Source organism: uncultured Ruminococcus sp. (assembly GCF_934476685.1).
Lineage (GTDB): Bacteria > Bacillota > Clostridia > Oscillospirales > Ruminococcaceae > Hominimerdicola.
Genome location: NZ_CAKSNX010000007.1, coordinates 1 through 26,440, shown reverse-complemented (window position 1 = coordinate 26,440; position 26,440 = coordinate 1). Strand labels below are relative to the sequence as shown.

The 26,440-nt window shown below is 41.9% G+C and carries 24 protein-coding genes; 7 read left to right on the top strand and 17 right to left on the bottom strand.

Annotated elements, in window-relative coordinates:
- Window positions 1-19: 19 nt before the first annotated feature.
- Window positions 20-742, top strand: a complete 723-nt coding sequence (locus Q0E19_RS08130) for an AzlC family ABC transporter permease (protein ID WP_294408724.1) — start codon at window positions 20-22, stop codon at window positions 740-742.
- Window positions 739-1,041: an AzlD domain-containing protein gene (locus Q0E19_RS08125; RefSeq protein WP_294408722.1), complete on the top strand. Its 303-nt coding sequence runs from the start codon at window positions 739-741 to the stop codon at window positions 1,039-1,041. Before Q0E19_RS08130 ends, Q0E19_RS08125 begins: the two co-directional genes overlap by 4 nt.
- 69 nt (window positions 1,042-1,110) lie before the next feature.
- Here the strand turns inward: Q0E19_RS08125 and Q0E19_RS08120 are convergent, their stop codons facing one another.
- The 8 genes from Q0E19_RS08120 to Q0E19_RS08085 form a co-directional block, all read right to left on the bottom strand.
- Window positions 1,111-1,734, bottom strand: coding sequence for a GDSL-type esterase/lipase family protein (locus Q0E19_RS08120; RefSeq protein ID WP_294408721.1), 624 nt, complete (start codon window positions 1,732-1,734; stop codon window positions 1,111-1,113).
- Between the two features lie 170 nt (window positions 1,735-1,904).
- Complete coding sequence (eno, locus tag Q0E19_RS08115; protein WP_294408720.1) at window positions 1,905-3,200, bottom strand: phosphopyruvate hydratase; 1,296 nt, start codon at window positions 3,198-3,200, stop codon at window positions 1,905-1,907.
- A gap of 351 nt (window positions 3,201-3,551) precedes the next feature.
- Window positions 3,552-4,865: a sugar phosphate nucleotidyltransferase gene (locus Q0E19_RS08110; RefSeq protein WP_294408719.1), complete on the bottom strand. Its 1,314-nt coding sequence runs from the start codon at window positions 4,863-4,865 to the stop codon at window positions 3,552-3,554.
- A 4-nt stretch (window positions 4,866-4,869) separates the two neighbouring features.
- Entirely contained in the window at window positions 4,870-5,814 is a 945-nt protein-coding gene (locus Q0E19_RS08105; RefSeq protein ID WP_294408716.1) for a GDP-L-fucose synthase, read from the bottom strand.
- A 23-nt stretch (window positions 5,815-5,837) separates the two neighbouring features.
- On the bottom strand, window positions 5,838-6,884 hold the full coding sequence (gene gmd, locus Q0E19_RS08100) for a GDP-mannose 4,6-dehydratase (RefSeq protein ID WP_294408715.1): 1,047 nt from the start codon (window positions 6,882-6,884) through the stop codon (window positions 5,838-5,840).
- Window positions 6,885-7,011: 127 nt separating this feature from the next.
- Window positions 7,012-10,059, bottom strand: a complete 3,048-nt coding sequence (locus tag Q0E19_RS08095) for an L-fucokinase (RefSeq protein WP_294408714.1) — start codon at window positions 10,057-10,059, stop codon at window positions 7,012-7,014.
- Window positions 10,060-10,124: 65 nt separating this feature from the next.
- Complete coding sequence (locus Q0E19_RS08090) at window positions 10,125-10,985, bottom strand: AraC family transcriptional regulator (RefSeq protein WP_294408713.1); 861 nt, start codon at window positions 10,983-10,985, stop codon at window positions 10,125-10,127.
- Window positions 10,986-11,083: 98 nt separating this feature from the next.
- Window positions 11,084-11,863 carry an AraC family transcriptional regulator gene (locus tag Q0E19_RS08085; protein ID WP_294408712.1) on the bottom strand — a complete coding sequence of 260 codons (780 nt, stop codon included), beginning with the start codon at window positions 11,861-11,863 and terminating at the stop codon, window positions 11,084-11,086.
- Window positions 11,864-11,993: 130 nt separating this feature from the next.
- Between Q0E19_RS08085 and Q0E19_RS08080 the strand changes: the two genes are divergently transcribed.
- Both Q0E19_RS08080 and Q0E19_RS08075 read left to right on the top strand, forming a co-directional pair.
- On the top strand, window positions 11,994-13,457 hold the full coding sequence (locus tag Q0E19_RS08080) for an alpha-L-arabinofuranosidase C-terminal domain-containing protein (protein ID WP_294408711.1): 1,464 nt from the start codon (window positions 11,994-11,996) through the stop codon (window positions 13,455-13,457).
- 1 nt (window position 13,458) lies between these two features.
- Window positions 13,459-13,713, top strand: coding sequence for a DUF6171 family protein (locus Q0E19_RS08075; RefSeq protein WP_294408710.1), 255 nt, complete (start codon window positions 13,459-13,461; stop codon window positions 13,711-13,713).
- 415 nt (window positions 13,714-14,128) lie between these two features.
- Here the strand turns inward: Q0E19_RS08075 and Q0E19_RS08070 are convergent, their stop codons facing one another.
- The 9 genes from Q0E19_RS08070 to Q0E19_RS08030 form a co-directional block, all read right to left on the bottom strand.
- Window positions 14,129-14,812, bottom strand: coding sequence for a DUF6198 family protein (locus Q0E19_RS08070; RefSeq protein ID WP_294408709.1), 684 nt, complete (start codon window positions 14,810-14,812; stop codon window positions 14,129-14,131).
- A 41-nt stretch (window positions 14,813-14,853) separates the two neighbouring features.
- On the bottom strand, window positions 14,854-15,144 hold the full coding sequence (locus Q0E19_RS08065) for an antibiotic biosynthesis monooxygenase family protein (protein ID WP_294408708.1): 291 nt from the start codon (window positions 15,142-15,144) through the stop codon (window positions 14,854-14,856).
- A 15-nt stretch (window positions 15,145-15,159) separates the two neighbouring features.
- Window positions 15,160-16,047 (bottom strand): LysR family transcriptional regulator, encoded by an 888-nt coding sequence (locus tag Q0E19_RS08060; protein WP_294408707.1) that lies wholly within the window; start codon window positions 16,045-16,047, stop codon window positions 15,160-15,162.
- A 199-nt stretch (window positions 16,048-16,246) separates the two neighbouring features.
- A complete protein-coding gene (locus Q0E19_RS08055) occupies window positions 16,247-17,470 on the bottom strand; it encodes an OFA family MFS transporter (RefSeq protein ID WP_294408706.1) in 1,224 nt (407 codons plus the stop codon).
- An 18-nt stretch (window positions 17,471-17,488) separates the two neighbouring features.
- Window positions 17,489-18,265: an SDR family NAD(P)-dependent oxidoreductase gene (locus tag Q0E19_RS08050; protein WP_294408704.1), complete on the bottom strand. Its 777-nt coding sequence runs from the start codon at window positions 18,263-18,265 to the stop codon at window positions 17,489-17,491.
- 226 nt (window positions 18,266-18,491) lie between these two features.
- The gene (locus Q0E19_RS08045) at window positions 18,492-19,529 is read right to left on the bottom strand and encodes an alcohol dehydrogenase catalytic domain-containing protein (RefSeq protein ID WP_294408702.1); all 1,038 of its coding nucleotides are present in this window, start codon (window positions 19,527-19,529) and stop codon (window positions 18,492-18,494) included.
- Window positions 19,526-20,125, bottom strand: coding sequence for a TetR-like C-terminal domain-containing protein (locus Q0E19_RS08040; protein WP_294408701.1), 600 nt, complete (start codon window positions 20,123-20,125; stop codon window positions 19,526-19,528). Before Q0E19_RS08040 ends, Q0E19_RS08045 begins: the two co-directional genes overlap by 4 nt.
- On the bottom strand, window positions 20,122-21,006 hold the full coding sequence (locus Q0E19_RS08035; protein WP_294408700.1) for a hypothetical protein: 885 nt from the start codon (window positions 21,004-21,006) through the stop codon (window positions 20,122-20,124). The genes Q0E19_RS08040 and Q0E19_RS08035 overlap by 4 nt, the downstream gene beginning before the upstream one ends.
- A gap of 3 nt (window positions 21,007-21,009) precedes the next feature.
- Window positions 21,010-21,363 carry a dihydropteridine reductase gene (locus tag Q0E19_RS08030; RefSeq protein ID WP_294408699.1) on the bottom strand — a complete coding sequence of 118 codons (354 nt, stop codon included), beginning with the start codon at window positions 21,361-21,363 and terminating at the stop codon, window positions 21,010-21,012.
- 249 nt (window positions 21,364-21,612) lie between these two features.
- On the opposite strand from Q0E19_RS08030, the gene Q0E19_RS08025 reads away from it, so the two are divergent.
- From Q0E19_RS08025 to Q0E19_RS08015, 3 genes are all read left to right on the top strand, one after another.
- Window positions 21,613-23,562, top strand: coding sequence for a leucine-rich repeat domain-containing protein (locus Q0E19_RS08025; protein ID WP_294408698.1), 1,950 nt, complete (start codon window positions 21,613-21,615; stop codon window positions 23,560-23,562).
- Between the two features lie 325 nt (window positions 23,563-23,887).
- Window positions 23,888-24,577 carry a hypothetical protein gene (locus tag Q0E19_RS08020; protein ID WP_294408697.1) on the top strand — a complete coding sequence of 230 codons (690 nt, stop codon included), beginning with the start codon at window positions 23,888-23,890 and terminating at the stop codon, window positions 24,575-24,577.
- Window positions 24,570-25,946, top strand: a complete 1,377-nt coding sequence (locus tag Q0E19_RS08015) for a YqeG family HAD IIIA-type phosphatase (protein WP_294408696.1) — start codon at window positions 24,570-24,572, stop codon at window positions 25,944-25,946. The genes Q0E19_RS08020 and Q0E19_RS08015 overlap by 8 nt, the downstream gene beginning before the upstream one ends.
- Window positions 25,947-26,440: the final 494 nt, after the last annotated feature.

Here is a 26,440-nt window from a genome sequence, read left to right as displayed (position 1 = left end):
ACAGAATGGGGATCTTATAATGTTATCATCAACAGCTCGCAGGGATTTTCTCAGCGGACTAAAGGACAGCGTACCGATCGGCTTAGGGTATCTTTCGGTTTCATTCGGACTCGGTATCCTTGCTGTCAGTTCGGGGCTTTCTGTACTTACGGCGGTCATAATTTCTATGACTAATCTCACCTCAGCAGGTCAGGTGGCAGGAATTGCTGTCATTGCAGGCGGAGGGGGATACATAGAAATGGCTCTTGCTCAGCTGGTAATAAATATGCGCTACGCTCTTATGAGCCTTTCGCTCTCACAAAAGCTTGACGGGAAATTCACCAATCTCAGCAGACTTGCGGTATCCTTCGGAATAACAGATGAGATCTTTGCCGTTGCCTCAGGAAAAAGCGGAGAGGTATCAAAGCACTATATGGGCGGACTTATCTCCCTGCCTTTTGTGTGCTGGTCGCTTGGCACTCTTCTGGGCGGCTGTGCAGGTGAGATACTTCCCGAAAAGATCAAAGCCGCTCTCGGCATTGCCATATACGGAATGTTCGTTGCCATATTCGTTCCTGTGGCAAGAAAAGCTGTCGGCGTACTTGCGGTAGTACTTATCTCAGCCACAATCAGCTGTATTCTGAAATATGTCCCTTTATTTTCGGGAGTTTCTCAGGGATTTTCCATAATCATCTGCGCAGTCATCGCAGCCGCTTTCGGAGCTGTCGTTTTTCCGAAAACAGACAATAAGGAGGAAAAATGAACATACAGCTTGTGATCTACATAGCCATAATGGCAGGCGTTACATATCTGATAAGAATGCTGCCTATAATGGTGTTCAGAAAAAAGATAAATTCTCAGTTCGTTCAGAGCTTTCTTTACTACGTTCCATATGCTGTTCTCGGCGCAATGACCATTCCTGCGGTCTTTTACTCAACGGGCAGTATGGTTTCTGCTGCGGCAGGTTTTGCGGTGGCATTCATCACCGCATTCTGCGGACGTTCGCTTATAACTGTTGCTCTGGCGGCAAGTGCGGCGGCATTTATCGTTCTTTTGATATAGCAAATATTACAAAAAATAAAAAAACTGGCGGTGAAAAAATCATCGTCAGTTTTTCATTTAATACAGATTTTATTCTTTTACATACTTCATTATATCATCGTATATTGCTCTGTAACCGCTTTCGTTTATGTGAAGTCCCTCAATGGTATATTCCGCTTTCAGTCTGCCCTGCTCATCTTTAAGAGCGGCATTTATGTTTATAAAAGGCTGACCATGCTTTGCGGCAAGCTTTCTGACTTCTTCATTTGCGGCATTTATCTTCTCATTTGTTCGTATTTTAAGGCACTCTTTCATTTCTTCAGACGCTGCCTCAAAATTCACAGGATAGTATGCCATAAGATAGATCTTTACATCAGGCACAGCCTTTTCGATGGCAGTGATTATTCTGTCATAGTTATCCATAAGCTGGCTCATCGGGATAGTTGACCAGCTGAGATCATTTGTGCCGATATTTATAAATACCTTTGACGGCATAAGGTCTGTCGCACAGGTATCAATGACCGCAAGAAGTTCGTCAGAAAGAAATCCGCCTACTCCACGGTTATATATTATGGTATCATCACCATGTTCTTCAAGCAGTTTATTTATAGGGAACATCTCCATAAGGGAGGAGCCTGTAAAAACGATCTTTCTCTTTTCTGCTGTCTTATTCTGCTCCTTATATCTCTGAACTTTTATTTCCTTATCAGTCATAAAATTGTCCTCCATAAAATAATTTATACCTTTATTATAGAAGGTTATCTTTGCAGAATAATTTTCTGTTTATAGACTTTTTATAAATAAACGGCTTTTATGTACAGAAAAAAATAGGATCCGCCCTGAGATGTGCTGAACTCAGAGCGGATTCTAAGTGGATTATAGGATCATCTTTTAACGTTGAATGCTTTCATTCCCGGATATACTGCGCTTGCGCCCAGTTGTTCCTCTATTCTGAGCAGCTGGTTGTACTTTGCAACTCTTTCAGATCTGCTCGGTGCGCCTGTCTTGATCTGGCAGGTATTAAGTGCTACTGCAAGGTCAGCGATAGTTGTATCTGCTGTTTCACCTGAACGGTGTGAAGATATAGCTGTATAGCCTGCCTTGTGAGCCATTTTGATAGCTTCAAGTGTTTCGGAAACAGAACCGATCTGGTTGAGCTTGATAAGGATAGAGTTTCCGCAGCCAAGCTCGATACCCTTTGAAAGTCTTTCTGTGTTGGTTACGAACAGATCGTCGCCGACCAGCTGTACCTTTCCGCCCAGTTCCTTTGTAAGCAGCTGCCAGCCTTCCCAGTCCTCTTCATCGAGAGCGTCCTCGATAGAGATGATAGGATACTTTTCAACAAGCTTTTTCCAATGCTCGATAAGCTCTGCTGATGTGAACTTTGTGCCTGCCTTAGGGAGAACATATTCGCCCTTCTTTGAACCCTTCCACTCGCTTGACGCAGCGTCCATAGCGATCATGAAGTCCTTGCCAGGCTCATAGCCTGCATTCTTTACTGCTTCGAGGATATACTGGATAGCCTCTTCATCACTTGCAAGGTCAGGAGCAAATCCGCCCTCGTCACCTACTGATGTAGCAAGTCCCTTTGACTTAAGAAGTGCAGCGAGTGCATGGAAAACTTCTGCGCACCATCTGAGTGCTTCCTTAAAGCTTGGAGCGCCAACAGGCATTATCATAAATTCCTGTACATCAACTGTATTTGCAGCGTGTGCGCCGCCGTTAAGAATGTTCATCATAGGAACAGGGAGTCTGTTGCCTGAGATACCGCCTAAAAATCTGTAAAGCGGGATATCGAGGGAGATAGACGCTGCTCTTGCGCAGGCGATCGAAACAGCGAGGATAGCGTTTGCGCCGAGCTTTGACTTATCCTTTGTTCCGTCTGCGTCGATCATTGCCTTATCAACTGCATAGATATCAGATGCGTCCATACCGCTGATAGTTTCGTTTATTACTGTATTTATATTTTCTACTGCCTTTGTAACACCCTTGCCGCAGTATCTGCCCTTATCGCCGTCACGAAGTTCAAGTGCTTCAAACTCACCTGTTGATGCTCCGCTTGGTGCTGTGCCTCTGCCTACTGTTCCGTCTGCAAGAAGTACCTCAGCCTCTACTGTCGGGTTTCCTCTTGAATCGAGGATCTCACGTCCGATTACTTTTACGATCTCAAGATAATCCATAAATAACTACTCCTTTGATTTATTACCATTATGCAGACGATCCCGAAAGCCAGCTTTCGGGTAAAAACAATTTCGCACTTTGTTTTCAAGGAGTCTGCATGGTTTATTCTCACTTGGTTAGTATTAACTAACCATAGATATATTAACATGATATGCCTGCAATGTCAACACATTGAGCGCACATATCCGAAGATTTTATATAGTTGCACAACTGTCAGTTATCTTTTTAAAGAGAAAATCGTAATTATTAACAAAGTGTTAACCGAATACAACTTTGCGCTGCACACATAAAAAAATCCCGAAAGCACATCAGCACTTTCGGGACGTTCAGACAAATATAATTTATATTTATCAGTCGAGTTCATATTTGATTTTATCGTGTACGCTTATATCCTTACCGATCTGTACTTCTATAAGCCTTAGTTCCGTTTCGGCAATGATGGTATGCTTTGTACCTGCTTTCATTGTGATAACATCACCGACAGTTACGCTGTGGTCAAAACCGTCTATAATAGTTCTTCCCTTTCCTGCAACTATCGTCCACACCTCATCACGCTTTTCATGGCTGTGATAATTCATTCTGTGACCTGGGTTAAGTGTTACTTTTATGGTAAGGCTGTCGTCCTCAACATCAAGCACTCTGAAACTTCCCCATGATTTTTCGGCAAACATTATCTGCTGATCTATCTCGTCAACGAACGGTTTTATAAAGCTGGACTGCTCCTTATCCGACACAAGTATTCCCTCTGGGCTTGCGGAAACAACTACATTTTTCAATCCCATACAGAGTATAGGCACATTAAGCTCGTTGATAACATGAGAGCCTGCACAGTTTTCATTGAATATCGCCTTGCCCACGGAATTGTTCTCCATAGCCTCGGTAAGGGTATTCCATGTTCCTAAGTCTTTCCACTCGCCTGCAAAACGCATAACGGCTATTTTATCCTCATGCTCTACTACCGCATAGTCAAAGGATATCTTTGTAAGGGTTTCATACTTTGCGAAAAGGTCGCTGTAATCTGTATAGTCGATAAGCTTATGTGCGATATCAAGAACATAGCCGAGTCTGAAGGCGAAAACTCCGCCGTTCCACAACGCTCCCTGTGATATATATTCTGCCGCTGTTTCTGCATTCGGCTTTTCCTTGAACATAGAAACGCTGCTTATATCATCTTTGCTTTCGGGAATGATGTATCCGTACTTTTCACTTGGATAAGTCGGCTCTATACCCATAAGCACAAGGTTTGCGTCAGAAGTTTCAGCTATCTCACCGAGCTTTTTTACAGCTTTAAAATAATCGTCCTCTACATATGGGTCAACAGGGCATACCACAACGGATTCATTTTTCTTTACACCCTTTACATCGTGAAGATACTGTGCTGCCAGTGCAATGGCAGGAAAAGTATCACGTCTGCAAGGTTCAACGCTTATGCCGACTTCACCGCCGAGCTGATTATGTATGGCAGATACCTGTGATTTTGAAGTCGCTATGGTAACAACGGCGCTGCTGTCAGCTTTTTTTATCTGACGGTAAACACGCTGTACCATTGATTCATACTCGCCGTTCTCATTCTGGAATATCTTTATGAACTGCTTTGAGCGTATGTCATTTGAGAGCGGCCACAATCTCTTGCCCGAACCGCCTGATAATAAAACAATATTCATTCGTTTACCTCTCGGCTCTCATAGGGTTATTGAGGAAGTCCTCATAGGAAAGTCTTATGCCCTCCTCAAGCTCCGTCTTATATTTCCAGCCAAGCTTTTCAGCCTTTGAAACATCAAGCAGCTTTCTCGGTGTACCGTTCGGCTTTGATGTATCCCACTTTATCTCGCCCTCATATCCGATGACCTTTGCCACAAGCTCTGTAAGCTCCTTTATGGTAAGTTCCTTGCCTGTACCTGCGTTTACAGTTTCATTTCCGCTGTAATTGTTCATAAGGAAAACGCAGAGGTTTGCAAGATCGTCAACATAGAGAAATTCTCTCAGCGGACTTCCGTCGCCCCAGCAGGTAACTTCCTTTGCACCGCTGATCTTTGCCTCGTGAAATCTTCTTATAAGTGCAGGGAGAACGTGGCTGTGTGTCGGGTGGTAGTTATCATTCGGACCGTAAAGGTTCGTCGGCATAACTGAGATATAGTCTGTACCGTACTGTCTGTTAAGGAACTCGCAGTATTTAAGTCCTGATATCTTTGCAAGGGCATAAGCCTCGTTTGTCTTTTCAAGCTCGCTTGTCAGCAGACAGCTTTCCTGCATTGGCTGAGGTGCCATTCTTGGATAGATACAGGAAGAACCGAGAAATTCAAGCTTTTTGCAGCCGTTTTTCCATGCAGAGTTTATAACGTTCATTTCAAGTATCATATTATCATACATAAAATCAGCAAGCGCATTCTGATTTGCGATTATTCCGCCGACCTTTGCTGCTGCAAGGAACACATACTCAGGCTTTTCCTGCGCAAAGAACTCTTCAACTGCGTCCTGTCTGCAAAGGTCAAGCTCCTTATGTGTTCTGGTAATGATATTTGTATAACCCTGTCTTTCAAGTTCACGGACGATAGCTGAACCTACCATTCCTCTGTGACCTGCAACATATATTTTCGCATTCTTTTCCATCATTTTACTCACCCTCCGAGATCATATTACGCATTTTTAACGGCAGCTTCTTTTTTAGCAAGCTCATAGTCATGCTTAGCCATTATCTCAACAAGCTGCTCGTATGTTGTTTTCTGCGGATCCCAGCCGAGAACAGTTTTTGCCTTAGTCGGATCGCCCCAAAGATTATCAACGTCAGTAGGTCTGTACCACTTAGGATTTACCGACACTACCATTTTTCCTGTTGCCTTGTCGTAACCCTTTTCATCTATGCCTGAGCCTTCCCAGCGGATATCTATTCCCACTGCCTTGAATGCTCTTTCGGTGAAGTCACGGACTGTATGCTGCTCGCCTGTTGCGATAACGAAATCGTCCGGCTTATCCTGCTGCATAATGAGCCACATACACTCAACATAGTCCTTTGCATAACCCCAGTCACGAAGTGAATCCATATTGCCCAGTTCAAGATGATCCTGAAGTCCGCAGGCGATCCTTCCTGCTGCAAGAGTTATCTTTCTTGTAACGAAGTTTTCTCCTCTTCTCTCAGATTCGTGGTTAAAGAGAATGCCGTTTACGGCGAACATTCCATAAGCCTCACGATACTCCTTTGTTATCCAGAAACCGTACTGCTTTGCAACAGCGTAAGGGCTGTATGGGTGGAACGGAGTAGTTTCCTTCTGCGGAACTTCCTCTACCTTGCCGTAAAGCTCAGAAGTTGATGCCTGATAAACTCTTGTCTTTTTGGTAAGTCCGAGTATTCTTACAGCCTCAAGTATTCTCAGTACGCCGATAGCGTCAACGTCGCCCGAATACTCAGGAACATCGAAAGATACCTGAACATGGCTCTGTGCCGCAAGATTATATATCTCGTCAGGCTGAACAAGACCGATTATTCTGATAAGGCTAGATGAGTCCGAAAGGTCGCCGTCATGAAGTGTGATAACATTATCAGCAATAAGATGGTCTATTCTTGCTGTATTTGAAATGGACGCTCTTCTTGTTATTCCGTGAACTTCATATCCCTTTTCAAGGAGGAATTCTGCAAGATAGCTGCCGTCCTGTCCCGTAATTCCTGTAATAAGTGCTTTTTTCATAAAAATAATACCTCCAAAACAGTTTATAATATCTTAAAGAATTGGTCATTAAAAACATTATAAACTTATTTTGGAGGTAAAACAATGTAAAATTTAGACTTTAGGTAGCATTATCTTGGTTTCTGTATCAGAAAAGCAGCTCGCAGTCCCAGACATCTACGCCGCTGTCCTGGAAGAGTTCCTTTATGCGTTCTCTGAGCTGCTGCTTTGTTACTCCCTTTTTGAGGATGACCTGAAGAAATCCTCCGCCGCCTGCTCCCGATATTATTTTTCCGCAAATGAGGTCATCGCAGGACATAAAGATCTGATCTATGCAAGTATTTGTGCTGCCTGCGTCAAGCTGCTTTGAAAGTTCCCAATGCTGATCCAGCAGTTTAGCGAATGCGTCAACATTCCCTCTCTCCAGCTCAAACTTCATAAGTGCGGCGAGCGATGCCATTTTATCCAATGCACTGACGCTCTCAGGTCTTGCGCCGATATAATTGCCCACAACATCACGCAGCAGATTTCTTGCCAGTCTGCGCTGACCTGTATAGATAAGAGCAAATCTGTCCTGAAGTTCTTTCTGAGTTTCCTCGCTGAGTTTTATATGCTCAACGTCAAGGCTTTGATGCACACCCGGCTTGCTGCGGATAAACTTTATGCCTGTGGTAAGTCCGCCGACCTGATCCTGCCAGCCGCCGCCTGTACTCATTATCTGCTCCATTCCGAGGACTATTTCGGATATGCGGCTGTTGTCCGTATCCTGTCCGAGGAATGTCATAAGCGCCTTTACGCAGGCTGCGGAAAGGATACTGCTCGTTCCGAGTCCAGAGCCTTTCGGTACTCCCACCACCTGTGTGGAGATATAAATTCCTCCGCCGATACGTTTTAAGATATCTTTCAGCTCTGCGCTGCCCTTCTGCGGAACTATGCCGCAGGCGATAAGTGCAGCCTTATGCAGTGCGAACGGGTCATAAGGATTATAACAATCCTGTATCTCTGCCACAGTTTCTGCGCTGCCTTTTACTCCTACGTCCTGACTTTCAAACTCTATATACAGCTTATCAAGCTTTTTCACGCACACCTGAACAGGGTAAATGCCTTTAAGCTTTATGGCTGTGTTAAGCACAACTCCGCCCTTTTCGTTGCAGTGAGGAGGTGTATCCGTCCAGCCTCCGCCCCAGTTTACACGGACAGGCAGCTGAACACTGACTTCATCTGTGGTTATCCTGTAATTATCTGAGTCGGGGAGATTTTTCACAGCGTCATTATATATAAGTTCCAATATCTCATTAAAGCACTTTGACTCAAAATAGTCATATGGCTTGCCGTCAAACTTTATCTTATTCTTTTTCATAAAGCGTGACAGGGCATAATATATCCTTATTTTCAGATCCTCGGAAGAATTCTCTGCGTCCGCCATAAGTTCCGAGCATATATCTTCCGTTATCCCACGTCTGCCGAATACTTTGAGTGCGTCCTCATAATAAACATTATCGCTGAGTTTGCGTGTAAATCTGTTGGCAAGTATCCTGCTTTCAAGCTCATGCTCAAAGGCGAGATCTTTCAAAACGTCTGCGGAATTGAAGCTTGAATAAAGGCTTTCTCTTTCGCTGTTTTTCCATGCGTTTATATCATTTTCAGAGGCTGTGCCGTCTGTCATTCTGCATATTATCTCAGCCATTTCAGCAGCCTGTTCTCTTGTATCACATACAGGGTAAAGCTTTGCGAACCAGAGGTAATCTTCATCATCGTCCCACAGCTGAGAATACTCCAGACTGTTTTTCTCCATAAACTCCGCTATGGATATGCCCGAAAATCTTCCGCCGTTTTTAAGCCTGTCCTTTGGATTATCCTGAACGCCGTACACACGGATAACATACTTTCCGTTTTTAAGAGTAAGACCATGCCAAACAGTATTTTCAGGCACTCGGCAGTTTCTCAGATGGAGATTAGATACCACAGCCCCGCTGCCGATAACACTTTCACCGAGGACATAGCTGTTTTCGATATAGCAGTTATCACCTATAACTGCGGCATGACCTATGTATGCATTATGTGCGGCAAAGCTGTCATTTTCCTCCGCACCTGTTGACATTACCTTTTTAGACCATGACAGGAAGCCGTAGTCGTTCACGTCAGAGGTTACAAGCTGTCTGAGTTCTCTTGTTGTACCGAAATGTATGAACTCGGCAGGCGAAAGGCAGATGAGCTTCATTGAATAGTCGTGAACAACGTCCCATATCTTTGTACGGCAGGCGGTAAGTGTATCGTTTATCACTCCCTCGGCAGCCTGTTCATAGTAGCTTTCAAGGGTAGAATCCTTTGCCAGCGGATAGAGAAAATCTCCGTAAAAGCTTATCCTTGCCTCTTCCGAAACGAAAGTATCAAACTTTTCTTTATCTATTTTTCCGTCAGTGGAGATAAGTGAGAAAAGCGACATCATCAAATTACAGTCAAAAAGCACAGCACCTGTATCAAGGTCAACACAGCCCTGATCGTTCACAGCGCCGACTTCACGCAGATGTTCCTCTGACTGCTTATGAAGAAACTGACCAACATAATCGTTTCCGTCATTAAGAAAAACTCCGTGATCCTTGCCTGTTTCAACATTTTCTTTAATGGATATAGCTGCTGCGCCGTCGAAAAGTGCATCTATCTGCAAAGGATTGAAAAGCAGAAGTACATCTCCCGAAAGCACCAGCATACCCTCTTTTATTCTGGACGGCACACCCGACATACCTATCATAAACTCGTCAAAAAGAGTTGAACCTCTTCCGTCGGGAAGTTCTCTTGGAACAGGTGAAAAAAGCTTTCCTATGGCAGAATACTGCGGAACACGCTTTGAATCTCCGCCGGAGTGTATAACAAGTATTCTGCGATCCTTGAAAGGATTTTCGCCGCAGCCTGCTTCCTGCTCTCGCTCAGCGATATACCTAAGCACATTGAAAGTTGCTCCGCCCGAACCTACTCTCTTTCCGTCGGGGTCAGGGAGAACGGCATAATGCGCAGAATCGGGCAAAAGTCCGTTTTTAAGTCTGAACTCTATCTGCTCACGATAGGTCTGAGCCTGCTCCTCATTTGAAGATGTAAGGATAACATAATCCCACTTTATATAACTGGATTTATTAAGGCTGCGCTCATAATCCTCCCACGAATCGTTATAGCTCTGCTGGAGAAAAAGATTTTTCATTTGTCGGTATGTATACACTTTACAAGCACCACTTTCTTAATTTTCTTCTGACTTTCGTTCTGCCGTTACCATAGTCGGCGGTATTCAGTTGGGGTTATGCCTTCGATCTTCTTAAACCCCCTGCTGAAATAATTTGCGTCGCTGTAACCTACGGCGGCAGATATTTCTTCTATACTTTTATCTGAAAAACGCAGCAGCTTTTTTGCCTCTGTTATCCTCTGCTGCGACAAATAAACATTTATGCTCACACCATACTGTTCTTTAAATATCTTCGCAAGATAGAACTTGTTTATATAGAACACAGATTCAAGATCATCAAGAGTTATTTTCCTGCTGTAATTCTCATCAAGATAATTTTTGACGTTCACAAGCTCTCTCCGCTTTATGCCTGTATTTATCAGATCGGGATTCCATGACTGCTCCATAAGGAGCGTAAGCAGACTGCTAAGATTTTCATTTATCCGCATATCACGGATATAGTCATCAGAGCCTGCAATAGCCTGAAGTCTTGACAAAACGGCTGCATATGCCTCAGATGATGACGGACGGAACACAGGCTGTCCTCCACGTTCAAGATACTTAGCGTAGATATCTTTCAGAAATATCCCGTTGAAATGACACCACTGTAGCGACCAGAGTTCATCACCGCAGGTCATATGCTCATAGGGATTCATACAGTTGATAAAAACGCAGTCGCCCTGCGAAAGGTCAAAATGCTGACCGCAGTAAGAAAGACTTCCCTTGCCCTCCAAAACTATAAAGAAAAGGTAAGACGAAAGGTCCTCACGTCTGCTGGAATGGGCAGACAAGGCTTTAAGCGTTCCGACCTCCTGAAGATAGAGCAGGGAATTTTTCGCAAAGGCAGACGGGGTATGAAGTATTCTATCGGAAGATACCGATGATGTTGTGAAAAATTGTTTTTCCAATATCCATACCTCCTGTTTCAGCGGCGACATACATTATGCATATCCATATTTATAATTATACCATTTATTCACTGTAAAGTCAATAAATATGCACAATATCAACTGATAGTTTTTGACCTGTATTCTGTCGGAGTAACGCCCACACGCTTTTTGAACTGCCGCATAAAGCATACGTCATTTTCATAGCCGCACATAGCGGATATCTCTTTGACCGAAAGCTTTGTACTGCGAAGATAATACTGCGCCATTTTTATCTTTGCCGTCAGCAGATCCTCATAGCAGCTCACGCCGAAAAAGCTTTTATAAAGCTGCTGAAAATGCGAGGGGCTGAAATTAAGCTTCTGCGCAAGCTGTTCCACAGATGAGAACTGACCTGCGCTGCTGTACATCTCTGCTCTCAAGGCATTGAGCTTTGCGGAATGAGGATTTTTCCCCACAGGCGAAATGCCGTCCGACATACCGTCTGACAATTTAAGGATAAGCATTTTTATCAGCATATCCATATACTGCTCTTTGTTTGCAGAATCGGACATATGCTCACGGCTTATCATACGCAGCAGCTCCTCGACTTCCTCTATATTTTCAAGTCCTATAAGTCTGCCCAGCGGAAGAGCGGTACGAAGTTCGTCGTTATCTAACCCCTCAAAATGCAGGAAATGATTTATATATGTATTGCAGGCGGTACGGTAATGCTGGTGCGCACCTATGGGATAAAGAACTGCGCTGCCGGGCGGAGCAACGATATCCTTGCCGTCAACAGTTATTATCGCATTGGTCTTGAAAATTATCAGCAGGTCATCTCCCGAACCGTTGTGGCGGTCGATACAGAAATCCCCGAAATGGTGCATATCAAGACCTATGGCATGAATTTTCATCATAATTTTCTCCTCCATAATCGTAGGATATGTCAGTATAAAGATATGATATATCATTGAAAAATATTTGTCAAGGTGTAATATATAATTACAGAGAAAAAATGGCGCATTTTACAGAAAGGACTGTTTTATAATGAAAAAATTTTCTATGCTCATCAACGCAAGCGACGTTACGGGACACATAAATCCTGAGATATACGGACACTTTTCCGAACATCTCGGACGATGCATTTACAACGGCATCTATGTTGGAGAGGACTCTCCTATCCCGAATGTGAACGGCATACGCACAGATATCGTGGAGGCTTTCAAGAACATAAAACTGCCTGTTCTCCGCTGGCCGGGCGGCTGCTTTGCAGACGAATATCACTGGAAAGACGGTATCGGTAACAAGCAAAGCCGAAAGAAAATGGTGAACACAAACTGGGGCGGAGTTACAGAGGACAACTCATTTGGGACTCATGAATTTATGGAACTTTGCGAACAAGTCGGCTGTCAGCCATACATTGCAGGCAACGTAGGCAGCGGAACGGTTCAGGAGCTTTCAGAATGGGTAGAATACATGACCTTTGACGGAGTTTCTCCAATGGCTGATCTCAGAAAAGAGAACGGCAGAGAAAAGCCTTGGAAGTTAAAATATCTTGGCATCGGCAATGAAAACTGGGGCTGCGGAGGAAGTATGCGCCCTGAATATTATGCTGACGAATACAAGAGATATCAGACATTCTGCAAAAACTACTCAGGAAATCAGCTGTTCAGGATCGCCTGCGGACCGAGCTCTGCCGACTATAACTGGACAGAAGTCATGATGAAAAACATAAACAAGTACACTGCAAACGGCATTGCTCTTCACTTCTATGCTATACCAGACTGGAACACAAAAGGTTCTGCAACTAAATTTGACAATGCAGATTATTACAAGCTGATATCAACAGCTAATTTTATGGACGAACTTCTGACACGTCACACAGAGATAATGAACCGTTATGACCCGAACAATGACATAGGTCTGATCGTAGACGAATGGGGCTGCTGGTTTGATGTTGAAGAGGGAACGAACCCAGGATTTCTTTATCAGCAGAACACGATGCGTGATGCGATAGTTGCGGCTCTCACGCTGAATATTTTCAACCGTCACAGCAAGCGTGTTGTAATGGCAAATCTTGCGCAGGCTGTTAATGTACTTCAGGCGCTTATTCTCACAGAGGGCGAAAAGATGATAAAGACCCCGACCTATCATGTTTTTGATCTTTACAAGGAACATCAGGGCGGAGATGCGATATACTGCTACTGCGGCAGCGAGAAAATGGAAGGCGGAGCGCCGATGATATCAAGCTCTGCGTCCGTTAAAGACGGCGTTATGACCATAACCCTTGCCAACTGTTCTATTGATGAAGAGGCTGAGGTAGAATGTGACATATGCAATTTCAAGGGCAGCGAGGCAAGTGCAAGAATACTCACCAACGAGGTTCACGCACACAATGATTTTGATGCTCCGAACGTTGTACACACAGAAGCCTGTGATGCAAAACTGGTTGGAAACACGCTCAAAGTCAAGCTGCCAGCCTGCTCGGTAGTAAGCGTAACTGTGAAATAAAATGGACAGACCAATTTGCAAAAGATGTTTGCTTTCCGAAACTGATCTTGGTGACACGCACAGGAAGATAGTTGAGATGGTAGAGGCTATGCCGTCGGAAAAGCGTGTTGGCAAGGAAGAATACGAACGGCGGCTGCGGAAATGTGAAGAATGTACTGAGTTAGGGCAAGGTATGTGCGGTTTATGCGGTTGTTTTGTACAGCTGAGGGCAGCCAAAAAAGACAAGCACTGTCCCCACCCCACTCCATATTGGTAATCCTCGCCGTACGGGTCCTCACCGGACGGGGTAATTCGGGACGCTCGACAAGCTCGCTGTCTGCTGTGCGGTCTTTTACTTTTGTGCTCGGAAGAAACTGAGATATGACTTTTACTTAAACCTACTTTGGTGAGGTTTAATGAGGATTTTTTCTCAATGTTTCCGTAGGGGCGACCTGTGGTCGCCAGCTTACACTAAACTTTGGTTAAGTCCCTATCTCAGTTTTCAAAGTTTGCATAGGCACGGCCTTTGGTCGCCAGTCCCACCAAACCCACTTTTCTAAACTCTTATCTCGGCTTTAAAAAGCTTGTGTAAAAACTAAAAACACCAAACAACTCAAAAAATACCACGGCATTATAAAAATGCTGTGGTATTTTTATATCTTATAATAGTATATTCGAGATCAAAAAGCTATTCAGCTTTCTGCCTGCGCTTTGTTTCTTAATGATATAAAATTCTCGAACACAAATTTTCTGTCGATCAGATCTCCTACCAATGCTATGCCTTTTCCCATTGTAAAAGCCGCAAGGACAGTTCCTATTCCAAGTCCTTTTATATGTCCGAGACACAAAAAGGTCAGTCCGCCTGTAACGGCAAGGCAGGTCAGATCAAAGCCTATTTTTATTCTTGAATATTTTACGCCAGTTATATCCGACAGTTCTCTCGGAAACAGATCCGTTGGGATTATCGGCAGTCCGCAGCGGTTTGAAAGCGCTATTCCGACGCATATCACAAGATAGCTGATAATAAAATATATCACTCTCATAATCAGCGTATAGGGCAGCACCTTTATCCACATTTCATAAAGATCAAGCAGTTCGCTGAATACAAAGCCTACTGCAAAGCTAAATAAATATGCAGGAACAAATTTGCGCCGCATTATCATCAGCGTAAGGACAAGTAAACCTTGAAATATGTATGTCCATGTGCCGAGGGAAAGTTTCGGCAGCACTTCTGAAAATGCATACGGCACGCTTGAAATAGCGGATATTCCTGCACCTGAATACAGCATCAGGACAACTCCGAAGCTGTTTATAACAACGGCAAGTGCAAGTGCCGCCTCTCCTCTGAACAAAGTTTTTCTTTCAGCTTTTTCCATTATCTATACAAGACCTTTCAGAACTTATGACAGCACAGCCGTTAAAGCATTATCTTTCTGACAGCTGTGTCGGTCACATATTTTTCTTTTATTGATTTAAGCTCCCCCATATGGGCGGTGAGCAGATGAGCTTGCTGCTGTTCTTCGCTGCTCCACTCTTCCACAAGAAGTATCTCATTCGGGTCGGCTGCGCTCAAATAGTAATCATACTTTACAAAGCCGTCCTCAGCCTGTATTTTTTCCATAATACCCGCTGATCTTACTTCTTCAATAAACTTTTCACCCATACCATTCTTAGTTTTATAAGTCACCAGAAGAACCAGTCCGTTCATAATTTTCCTCCAATATCACTTATTTGAAAATGTCCGTCCCAGTACAAAGCTGCGGAAACGCTGTGCGGCAGATGTAAGGAATGCCGCATCATTCTGCACCATAAAAAAGTTTCTTGAATATGGGGGATCGGTAATTTTAAGCACCGACACTTCCAGCTTTTCCAACATATCCATATACGGAACTACTGCCGTACCGAAACCAGACGACACAAGTCCTGCTATTACTTCGTCCTCCTCCGTTTCCACAACAGACGCAGGCTTTCCGCCAACAGCGTCATACATACGGTCAACTATTTTTCTCAGTCCCGAACCCTCAGCAAAGCAAACCGCAGGATACGGCAGAGTTTCCGCAAGACTTATGCTTTCACGCTCTGCAAGCGGGTGATCTTTCGGTACTATGACCACAAGTTCCTGCGAATCCACTGCTACTGCGTTCAATCCCAATGCAGGATCAGGCTCTGAACAGAACACGAAATCGTATTTACGCTGTATAAGATCCTCCAGCAGTTCTGAGGAAAGTCCACTGTGAAAGCTGAACTGAACATTACAGTCGGGATCAGCCTTGAGAAAATCCGAAGTAAGCTGAGGTATATAGTTTATCCCAAGCGTTCTGAGGAATCCAAGCCTGACTACGCCCTCTCCCCTGCCGTAACGCTGAAGTGTTTCGATGCCTGCGTCAAGTATGCTGAGAGAATGTTCGGCACATTCAAGAAATTCCTCACCAAAACGTGTAAGAGTAGTATTCCTTCCCGATTTTTCAAAAAGCGGTACGCCCAGTTCAGCCTCTATCTGATTGATCGCATGGCTGAGGCTAGGCTGAGATATGCCAAGCTGTTCCGCCGCCCGTGTATAATGGCGAACCTCTGCAAGTCTGACAAAATATCTGAGATGATCTAAATTCATAATTTTAATCTGCCTGTGCAGAAAAACGCACAGGTCTTTCCTTTCAAAATAGATTTCATCTATGTATTATAGCATAGATAATCAAAAAAATCTATCCAATAATATAAATTATTTGTTTTAGGCGATAGTTATGCGGTATTGCCTTTACAGTTTACTATCAAATAAAGCACCGTTTTCAAAACGATGCTTTATCAATGTATCAGTTGTTTTCCTGCATTTTTGCAACGAGCTTTTTAGCCGCAAATACAAGCACGATAGCCAGTGCCGCAAGTATTGCAGAGCCGATATAACCCGAAACATAAGAACCTGTCTTGTCATAGAATGTTGCGCTTATCTTAGGTCCGACAAATGCGCCGATACCATAGCCTATGAAAATAAGTCCGTAGTTGCGGTTATAGAACTTGCTGCCGAATACGTTCTTTACGATAGGGGCAAATACTACAAGCAGACCGCCGAATGAAAATCCTACAAGGCATATGCAGATAATAAAGTAAGGGAGAGATTTTGCCATTGTGAGCATTATCATTGAGATACCGTTTATAAGAAGCACCAGCATAAGCGAATTCCAGCTTTTGAGTTTATCATAGATAAAGCCGAAGCCGATACGGCCGATCATATTTGCAAGGGTCATAATACTTACGCAGAGAGCCGCCGTCATTGCACTCTGACCTATCTGATTTTGTGCAATAGGAGAAGTTGCGCTGACCATCATTGTGCCTGCCGCATTTGCGAAAATGAACATTATTACAAGCACCCAGAAAACAGGTGTCTTTACCATTTCAGGGATATTGTAATTCTTTGTGTTGAGTACCTTCTTCTGAGCCTCATCAGGTACCCAGCCTTCCGGCAGCCAGCCATCCGGACAAGGAACTATCATCCATGCGACTGCACCTATTCCGATAAGGAATACAACGGCAAGTATCTTGCAGGCTGTCTGTGCGCCGTAATTATCGATAAGCATCTGAGCGATAGGCGACATAATGAATGGGCCGCAGGAAGCGCCTGCCTGAACAAGTCCTGAAATAGAACCGCTCTTGTCAGGGAACCATTTAAGAGCAGTAGGCAGACAAGCAGGGTAAATAGTACCTGCGCCTGCACCTGCAAGGACTCCGTAGAATATATAGAGCTGTGGTATGCTTGACGCAAAACCGGTCAGGAACCAGCCTGCTGAGAAGAACACAAGACCGATATAGATAGCTGTCATAGGTTTAAGCTTTTCAGCAAGCAGACCGCCTGCAAATCCCATAAGGCAATAAATGAACATATAAATAGTGTAAGCCATACTGAAATCAGACTGGCTCCAGCCGAAATGGTTTGTGAGCGGAAGAGCAAACAGGCTGAAATAAGCTGTTGCGGAAGTGAAAAGGCTCTGTATCCACACACCTGCGAAAACACGCCATCTTGTTGCTTTTGTTACTTTCATATCCTTTTTCCTCCGAACTTACTGCTGAAGTGTGCCGAGGTCAAGACCGAGATCTCTTCCGCTGAACTTTCCTGCCGCACGGCTTGTACCGAGCCAGAATACCATATCGGAAATATCCTCAACATCAAGGAACGGAACAGAATCGTACATCTCCTGCCAGTTCTTAAAGTGGCTGCCTGTGAGGTCATTGATAAACTCAACATAGCTTTCATTTTCACACATTGGTGTCTTTACCTTTGTCGGGCATACTGTGTTTACAACGATACCTGTACCCTTAAGCTCCTGAGCAAGAGTTTTTGTAAGACCTCTTACGCCCCATTTTGCCATACAGTATGTAGCAAGCTTTGGTGTACCGTACATACCCGAAGTTGAAGAGATATTGATTATACGACCGAAGCCCTGCTTTCTCATATAGATAGCGGCATACTTATCTGTTCTCCATGTGCCGATAAGGTCGATGTCGATGACCTTCTGTACCTGCTCATCGGTAAGCTCCCATGTATAGCCGAAGTTTATTACGCCTGCATTTGCGACAACAACGTCAATTCTGCCGAAAGTGTTCCAAGCCTTCTCAAAGAGAGCCTCCATATCGCTGTCTGATGTCACGTTGCACTTAACGGCAAGGACCTTTGCACCCACATTTTCCAGTTCCTTGACAGTAGCGCTGAAAACTTCGCCCTCAGGGTCCTGCATATCAGCAAGAACAACGTCAAAACCATTCTCAGCAAACTTTAATGCATGAGCCTTACCCTGACCCATTGCGCCGCCTGTGATCAAAACAACTTTTCTTTCCATAATTTCTTCCTCCTGAATTTTTTGAAATGCATTGTGGCTTTTCGCCATACATTTTATTATTGCAGATATATTATAGCACATTAAATATGGAATTTCAATAGTTATTTATAATTTTTATTATTAATTTCTATCATTATTATATTTCAATAGTTATTTCTAATGTAAACGAACGTAAAAAATAAAAGACAGCCGCAGCTGCCTCTTATTTTTGCAATATATTATTCTCTTATTTTCTCATTTTTATTACAACATTCAGAGCCTTATCAACATCTGCCGCTGTACGAATTGCAGTATCAAGCTCGTCAAGGGTGAATTCATGAGTGATGATGCTTTCAAAATCCCACTTACCGCAAGACATTATCTCCTGCACATCTCTCACGTCCTCAGGCATATATCCGCCTGAACCGATTATGCTCTGCTGAGCATATGTCATATGAAGAAGATCTATTGTGCGTGGAACATTGTTTACGGCAACGGACACAAACCTGCTCTCAAATTTTCCGTATTTCAGAAAATCATTCAATATATTCTCCGCACCTGCTGCATCAAGCCAGCAATCTATATCAGCTGTTTCACCGCCCAGCGAGCGAGCCGTTCCGAAATAGTCCTTTGCTTTTTCCTCAAAGTTTTCAACCGCTGTGTTACATACTGCAAAACCAAGCTTTTCAGCTATTCCAAGACGGAAATCGGAATGGTCGCATATCATTACCTTTTTCATACCGAAATGTGAAAATGCAGCTGCTGCGGCAATACCTATCGTACCGCAACCGAAAACCACCGCAGACTGACCTTCAACATACTTACCTTTTCCACAAGGTATCATTCCACGTCTTGCCGCACGGCAGCCTACTGTAAAAGGCTCTGTAAGGCTTGCAAGTTTATCTGAAATACGTTCATCAACTGAATACAGCGAATGGTCACGCTTTGCGTTCGGGATAAGTATATATTCCGAAAATCCCCCGATAGTGCCTGCACATTTTGTATCGTTTTTTGCAAACAGCGGATATGGATAAACACGTTCGCCTACTGAAAAATCCTTAACGTTCTTTCCTACCTCAACTACTCTTGAAACTGTTTCATGTCCGAACTCTCCGCCTACGGTTATTTTATGACCTGTGTTGGGTCCGTGCATATACACAGCCGTATCTGTGCCGCAGATACTTGAATATATATTTTGTATCAGCACATCATTATCGCCTGTCTGCGGAACAGGCAGTTTTCTTATCTCAATACTTTCTTTTCCGCAATAAATAGCTGCTTTCATATTTCCTCCTGCTTAATGCTTTTTCTTGGAACATTTTTTTGAATAATAGTTATTATCTGCTCAATAGGATCTTTACAGCCTTCTTTCAGCCATTCCCCTATAATGCCTGAGATACCTTTTAAATAGAATACCATAATATAACGTCTTTCAGCAACTGGAACATCAAAACGCTCCAGCACTGGATCAAAAATATGCAGGAACATCTTCTGATATGTTCTGTCTGAATGAAATACAGCGGGGCGCTCCATCGCCGCACGGTAAAGCTGCTGATAATCCTTTATAAACTGCAGATACGGGCGGAGATAATCTGGGGTTATCCACATAAGCTCCTTATGCGAGCAATCTTGAATTTTGGGCATAACACTCTGCTTGCCCTGAAAACTTGACAAAAACTTCTTCTGGATATAGTCAATGCTTTCTTCCAGCAGGTCGCCTATGGTTTCATAATGCAGATAGAAAGTCGAACGGTTCACTTCCGCTTTCTCGCAGATCTCTTTTACGGTTATGTATGAAAAGTCTTTCTTTTCAAGCAGTTCAAGCAATGCCTTATCCATACGTTCTGCGGTATTGAAATATTTGCTTTCTGACTTATTCAAGATAACTCACCCTCTGCTTTGATTTTTCGGCTGTGCAGCAGCATATATACTGCAATAACTATAACGATGAAATACACTATCCCGCCTGTGAGCGTATTCATCAGCTTTCTGTAACTTTCCCCGTTCTTTGAAAAATGTGCTATCATTGCCGTTTGCAGACCGAGGATAGACATCATTGCGGAAATGAAATTCAACACCTTTGCGGCTGACAAAACAGGGTCGCCAAGCTTACGGAATTTTACCAGATTTATGACAGACAATATCATGGTATAGAATGTGTACATTGCAGACAGATAGATAATATAGCCAGGATAATAAAAACCTGAGTTCATCTTTATCATCTGCAGTATCATTCCACCCATAGGGATATTCAGCAGGAACAAAAGCCATGCTGTGCGGCGGTAGCATATTTTCTTGTCGCTTTTTCTGCGGTAAGAAAATATAAGATACGCCCGCAGTATCCCAAGCACAAGATAGTATGCCGCCATTGAAATGAACCACACCGACGCATAGCGTATGCCTGCGGCTATACGGAAGATAACATACAGGAAATTCACCGTCATACCCTGATAAATGCTGACGCTGCCACGAAATGAGAGGTCATTAAAATACCTGTTTCCAAATTTCGTATCTTTGATCTTTCTGACTGCCCCGTTGTTTTTTACCGCAGCTTTCAGCTGTCTGCATATCCTCGGAGCTGAAACCGACAAGATAACCAGTGAATATGCAGACAAGCAATATACGATATATGCAGGCACATTTTCTGTTTTCTGCGAAACAAAAATGTAGATCAATGCGCCATAGCTTACAACAGGAGCAGTGAACATCACCCACTGCGGCGGATATAAAAGCTTAAAGAAGATCCTCTTCGCTTTTTCCATAGGTTATTTCTCGCTTATCTCTTTTGCAAGCTCGATGATCTCAAAAGCATATTTCTGCTTGCCCTTTGCAAGAAGCTTTTTGTATATGGGAAGATTTACTCCCATACCGATCATACCTATAATACCAATAATGATGCCAAGCACAAATGAACCAACAGTTTGCGATCCTATCTGTCCCATTGCAAGGCACATTCCTGTTCCAAAAATCAAAGCGGTAATAATGCCGAAAGTGTAAGTGAAAACTGTTGCGGGGAGCTTTGCTTTTGCGTCAAGTTTTTTTAGTGCGACTACCTTTGAGGTATCCTTTGGTGCATATTCATTTGCAAGCTGTTCTGCGTAAATTTTATCTGTGTTCATGGCTGATAGCCTCCTTTTATTTTATGTCTTTATTATACAGGAGGCTGACCGAAAACTGAACAACATCATCAGCATTTTGTGTTGATTTATAAATATTATAATCTGTAAACAAAGGTATGTCAATAAATTTTCTAATTATCGATAATATTCTTAAAATTATATTGACAAATTGAGTATTTATGTTAAAATACTAATATGCAGGACCGCATGAAACTGTGTGGTACTGACAAAATATTTAGGAGGTATAAGATGAAGAAATTATTGGCAACAGCATTAGCATTCACTCTCACATTCGCAGCATTCTCTATCCCCGCAGTTGAAAACGACGGCTGCATAGCAGATAAACTGGCGGTTTCAGCAAGTGCGGAAACTTATGAGGACTATGAATATGAAATAATGGATGACGGAAATGTTATGATAACTGCTTATAATGGTGATAGTGAAAATATTACTATTCCAAGCACCATTGACGGTAAGGAAGTAACCTGCATTGGAGATTCTGCGTTTTATGATTGTTTCAACATTACAAGTATAACTATTCCAGATAGTGTCACAAGCATTTATAGCAATGCATTTAGTGGCTGCATAAACCTTACAGGTATAACTATTCCAAACAGTGTCACAAGCATTGGAGAGGGTGCGTTTTCTTATTGTTATAAATTACATAATTTAACTGTTGATCCTGATAATAAGTATTATACATCAATAGATGGAGTGTTGTTCAATAAGGAAAAAACAACACTTATATGCTGCCCTGCCGGTTATAAAAAAACAACATACTCTATCCCAGACAGTGTTACAAAAATCGATAGTATGGCATTTAACTGTTGCGAGAATCTTACAAGTATAACTATTCCAAACAGCGTTATAAGTATTGGTTATTATGCATTTGAAAATTGTTCAGGCCTTACAAGCCTAACTATCCCAGACAGCGTTGCAATCATTGATAACACTGCGTTTTCTTATTGTTATAATTTAAATGATATAAATGTTGATCCCGACAATAAAAACTATACATCAATAGACGGAGTGCTGTTTAATAATGAAAAAACAGAACTTATACGCTGCCCCAGCGGTAATGAAAGAACAACATACACTATCCCAAACAGCGTTACACGTATTGGTGATGAGGCATTTAACTATTGCCAAAAACTCATTAGCATAACTATTCCAGACAACGTAAAAAGCATTGGTTCATATGCATTTGAAAGCTGCTTAAGTCTTGCAAATATAACTATTCCAAACAGCGTAACAAGTATTGAACATTATGCGTTCTATGATTGTAAAAGTCTTACAAGCATAATTATTCCAGATAGCATAACACGTATTGAAGATAGTGTTTTTTATTATTGCTCTAACCTTAAAAGTATAACTATTCCCAACAGCGTAAAAAGTATTGGAGATAGTACATTTTTTAATTGCAATAACTTAACAGACGTTTTCTATAATGGATCAGAATCAGATTGGGCAAATATAGCGATAATTGACTGGGGCAATGATCCTCTCGAAAATGCAACTATCCACTATGCCTATAAAGATATTTCTTCATGCACAATGTCACTTCCAACAGCAACCCAGTATTTCCGTGGCACAAGAATAAAACCTGTTCTCACCGTTAAGTACGGAGAAACAACTCTGAAAGCAGGTACAGATTATACAGCCACCTATACAAATAACCTTTCCGTCGGCACAGCAACAATAACCATAACAGGCAAGGGAAATTACAAGGGGACTGTTACCAAAACCTTCGATATCGTTCAGCGTTCAATTAACAACTGCACAGTTGAGTTAGATGCGCAATCATATGATTTTACAGGCACTAGAATAAAGCCGTCTGTAAAGGTATACTGCAACGGAACAGAAATGTACAGCGGAAATTACACAATCGCATACAGCAACAACCTTTCCGCAGGCATGGCAACAATTACCCTCACAGGAAAGAAAAACCTCAAAGGTACAGTTACAAAGACTTTCAAGATCAATCCAAAAGATATTTCCGACTGCACAGTTGAGCTTACAAAGAACTCAGCTAACGAATATAAGCCAACAGCAGCCGTAAAAATAGGTTCGACCTCAGTTTACAGCGGCAACTACACTGTAAACTACACGACCTCAGCTGACAAAAAGAAAGTTACCGTCACACTCACAGGCAAGGGAAATCTTACAGGAACAGTTACCAAAACTTACACTGTTGAATAACATTGATTTTCTTATATAAAATAGCAGCTCCGACAATTATTTTGAGTAATTGTCGGAGCTGTTTGTTTTCGTTATGTATTTTGTTCATACTAAATTACCGTGTAAGAAGTAGCAGAAACAGAAAAAGTTTGTTCATTTATGTTTGACAATTAATAGCGAATGTGGTAGAATTATATTGTAATATTTTTTTAATAGATAAATATGAAAATAACATCATATTGCAGTTTGATCACAAAATAATGAATAAGCAAAATCACACAGTTATTATGTGCATACATTTACCTGAAAAATTATATTTTAATATTACGAAAAGGAAGTAAAAATTATGAATGAAACACCTTTTTTGATCGTTATGCTTACCCACAATGATCAGACAGTTAAAAACGCTGCTGAAATTTTCCGTCAATGCAAAAATTCCAAAGCCGAATACTGGGGATTCAAAGAAGAACCTCTGCCACTTGAGCAAATGAAGGAATTATATTCATACATGAAAAAATGTGGTAAAAAAACTGTTCTTGAAGTGGTGGCATATACTCAGGACAAATGTCTTGAGGGTGCACACATGGCAGCTGAATGTGGCTGTGACATTCTTATGGGAACAGTATATTCTGATTCAGTCAATGATTTTTGCAAGGAAAACGGTATTAAATACATGCCGTTTGTGGGCAGACTTTCAGAGCGTCCATCCATACTTGACGGAACTATCGATGGAATGATCAGCGAAGCAAAAACATATCTTGAAAAAGGTGTATATGGCTTTGACCTTTTAGGGTACAGATTTACAGGAGATGCTTTTGAACTTAACAAAAGATTTGTTTCTGAAATTGATGCACCCGTATGTATAGCAGGCAGTGTAAACAGCTTTCAACGACTTGATGAACTTAAGGAAATATCCCCAAAAGCATTTACCATCGGCGGAGCTTTTTTTGAAAACAAATTCAACGGAAGTTTCTGTGAACAGATAGACAAAGTTTGTGATTACATGACCGGTAAGGCAGGCGATAAAAATGATTAGTCAGTTTTATCCATATGAGTATGCAGACAGCGTTTTTTTCATTGATTACAACAAGTTGTATAATAAGGGATTCAGAGGGATAATTTTTGATATAGACAATACACTGGTGCATCATGGTGATGATTCCACCCATGAAGTAGATGAACTTTTCAAAGAAATACATCGTGCCGGTCTAAAAACCGTGCTGCTTACAAACAACAAAGAAAACAGGGTCAAACGTTTTATCAGAAACATTGACACCATGTATATATGTGATGCAGACAAACCGAATACTCAGGGCTATCTTAAAGCTGTTGATATGATGGGGATAAAAAAGGAACAGACAGTCTTTATCGGAGATCAGATATTTACTGACATTTTAGGTGCAAACAGAAGCGGAATTGCAAGTATTCTTGTCAAATTCATAAAACTAAAAGAAGAAAAAAGAATAGGCAAAAGAAGATATGCTGAGTATCTTATACTAGAATTGTGGAAAAAGAGCAACAAATATTACAATCGACTTGGAGATATATACAAAGAGAGGAGCAACAAAAACATGACGCAAAAAAAGCAGCGAAAACTTTTCTGTGAAATATGCCCACTTACATATGCTATTTCAGAAGCCAAAGAAATGTTCTTGCACGATCTGAAAGATATAAAAAACGGCATAAGATTTGCAGACACGAAATCAAAGAAAAAACTTCCTAACATTATTGCAAGTCAAAGTTCAGGATTGATAAAAAGAGGAAAAGGAATCGACCCTGTACTTCAGGAAAACAAAGCTGTAAATATAAAACTTGCTTCAGCAAAAATAAATGGAATAATTATTCGCCCCGGAGAAACATTTTCATTTTGGCGAACCGTGGGAAAGATCACTAAGAAAAAAGGTTATCTTGACGGACGTATAATATCAGGCAACAAACTTACGCCGGGTCTTGGAGGAGGACTTTGCAATCTTGGCAATACAATTCACCGTCTGATTCTACACAGTCCTCTAGAAGTAACTGAATTTCACAGCCATTCAGATGCTCTTGCTCCTGATGAAGGCAAAAGAGTTCCGTTCAGTTCAGGCACTTCTGTTTACTATAATTATATTGATTACAGATTTAAAAATAATACAGACCATAATGTTCAGCTTCTTGCGTGGTGCAAAGACGATAAACTTTATTGTCAGTTGAGAAGTGAAGTCCCCGCTCCATACAACTATAATCTTGCAGAAGAAAACCACCATTTTCACAAAGACGGAGATAAATATTACAGAATATCCAAAATATACAAAATAACTACTGATAAAAAAACAGGAAAGATCATTGAAAAAAAACTTGTCCGTGATAATCATTCAGAGGTAATGTATGATTATTCTCTGATTCCTAAAGAATTGATAAGATAGAAAAATAAATACATATGATATTTCGGCTACGCTAACATTTTCCTATAAATACATTGAAATTGATATAAATAATACTTTCGGACAGCAGACTTTGCTGTCCATTTTTATGGGTATAACAAAAAAAGCACCTGTCATCATAAGACAACAGATGCTGATTGGCTCCCCCGATATCTCTATTGGAGAAACAAACCGTTCATTATCGAGAGGGATTTTCTCAAATCCCTCTCGGCAATTGAAGTTGACTTCAAATCTATCCTCAAAGACATAGATTGAATTGACGAACGTATTTATTATTCTCTGACGATTATCAGTGCTTGCCAAGTCCAGCTTTTCCATATTCTTCAGCCAGAACTTAACTTGCTCTTTGGTCAGTATTTGTGTTTGTATTTCCTCACGGGCGATTTTTTCTTCAAGGTCAGTTGTATCGTCTATAATAAATTAGACAGAAAACATTTAGCCGTGGTATAATAGAAAAAAGGAGGAAAATAAAATGG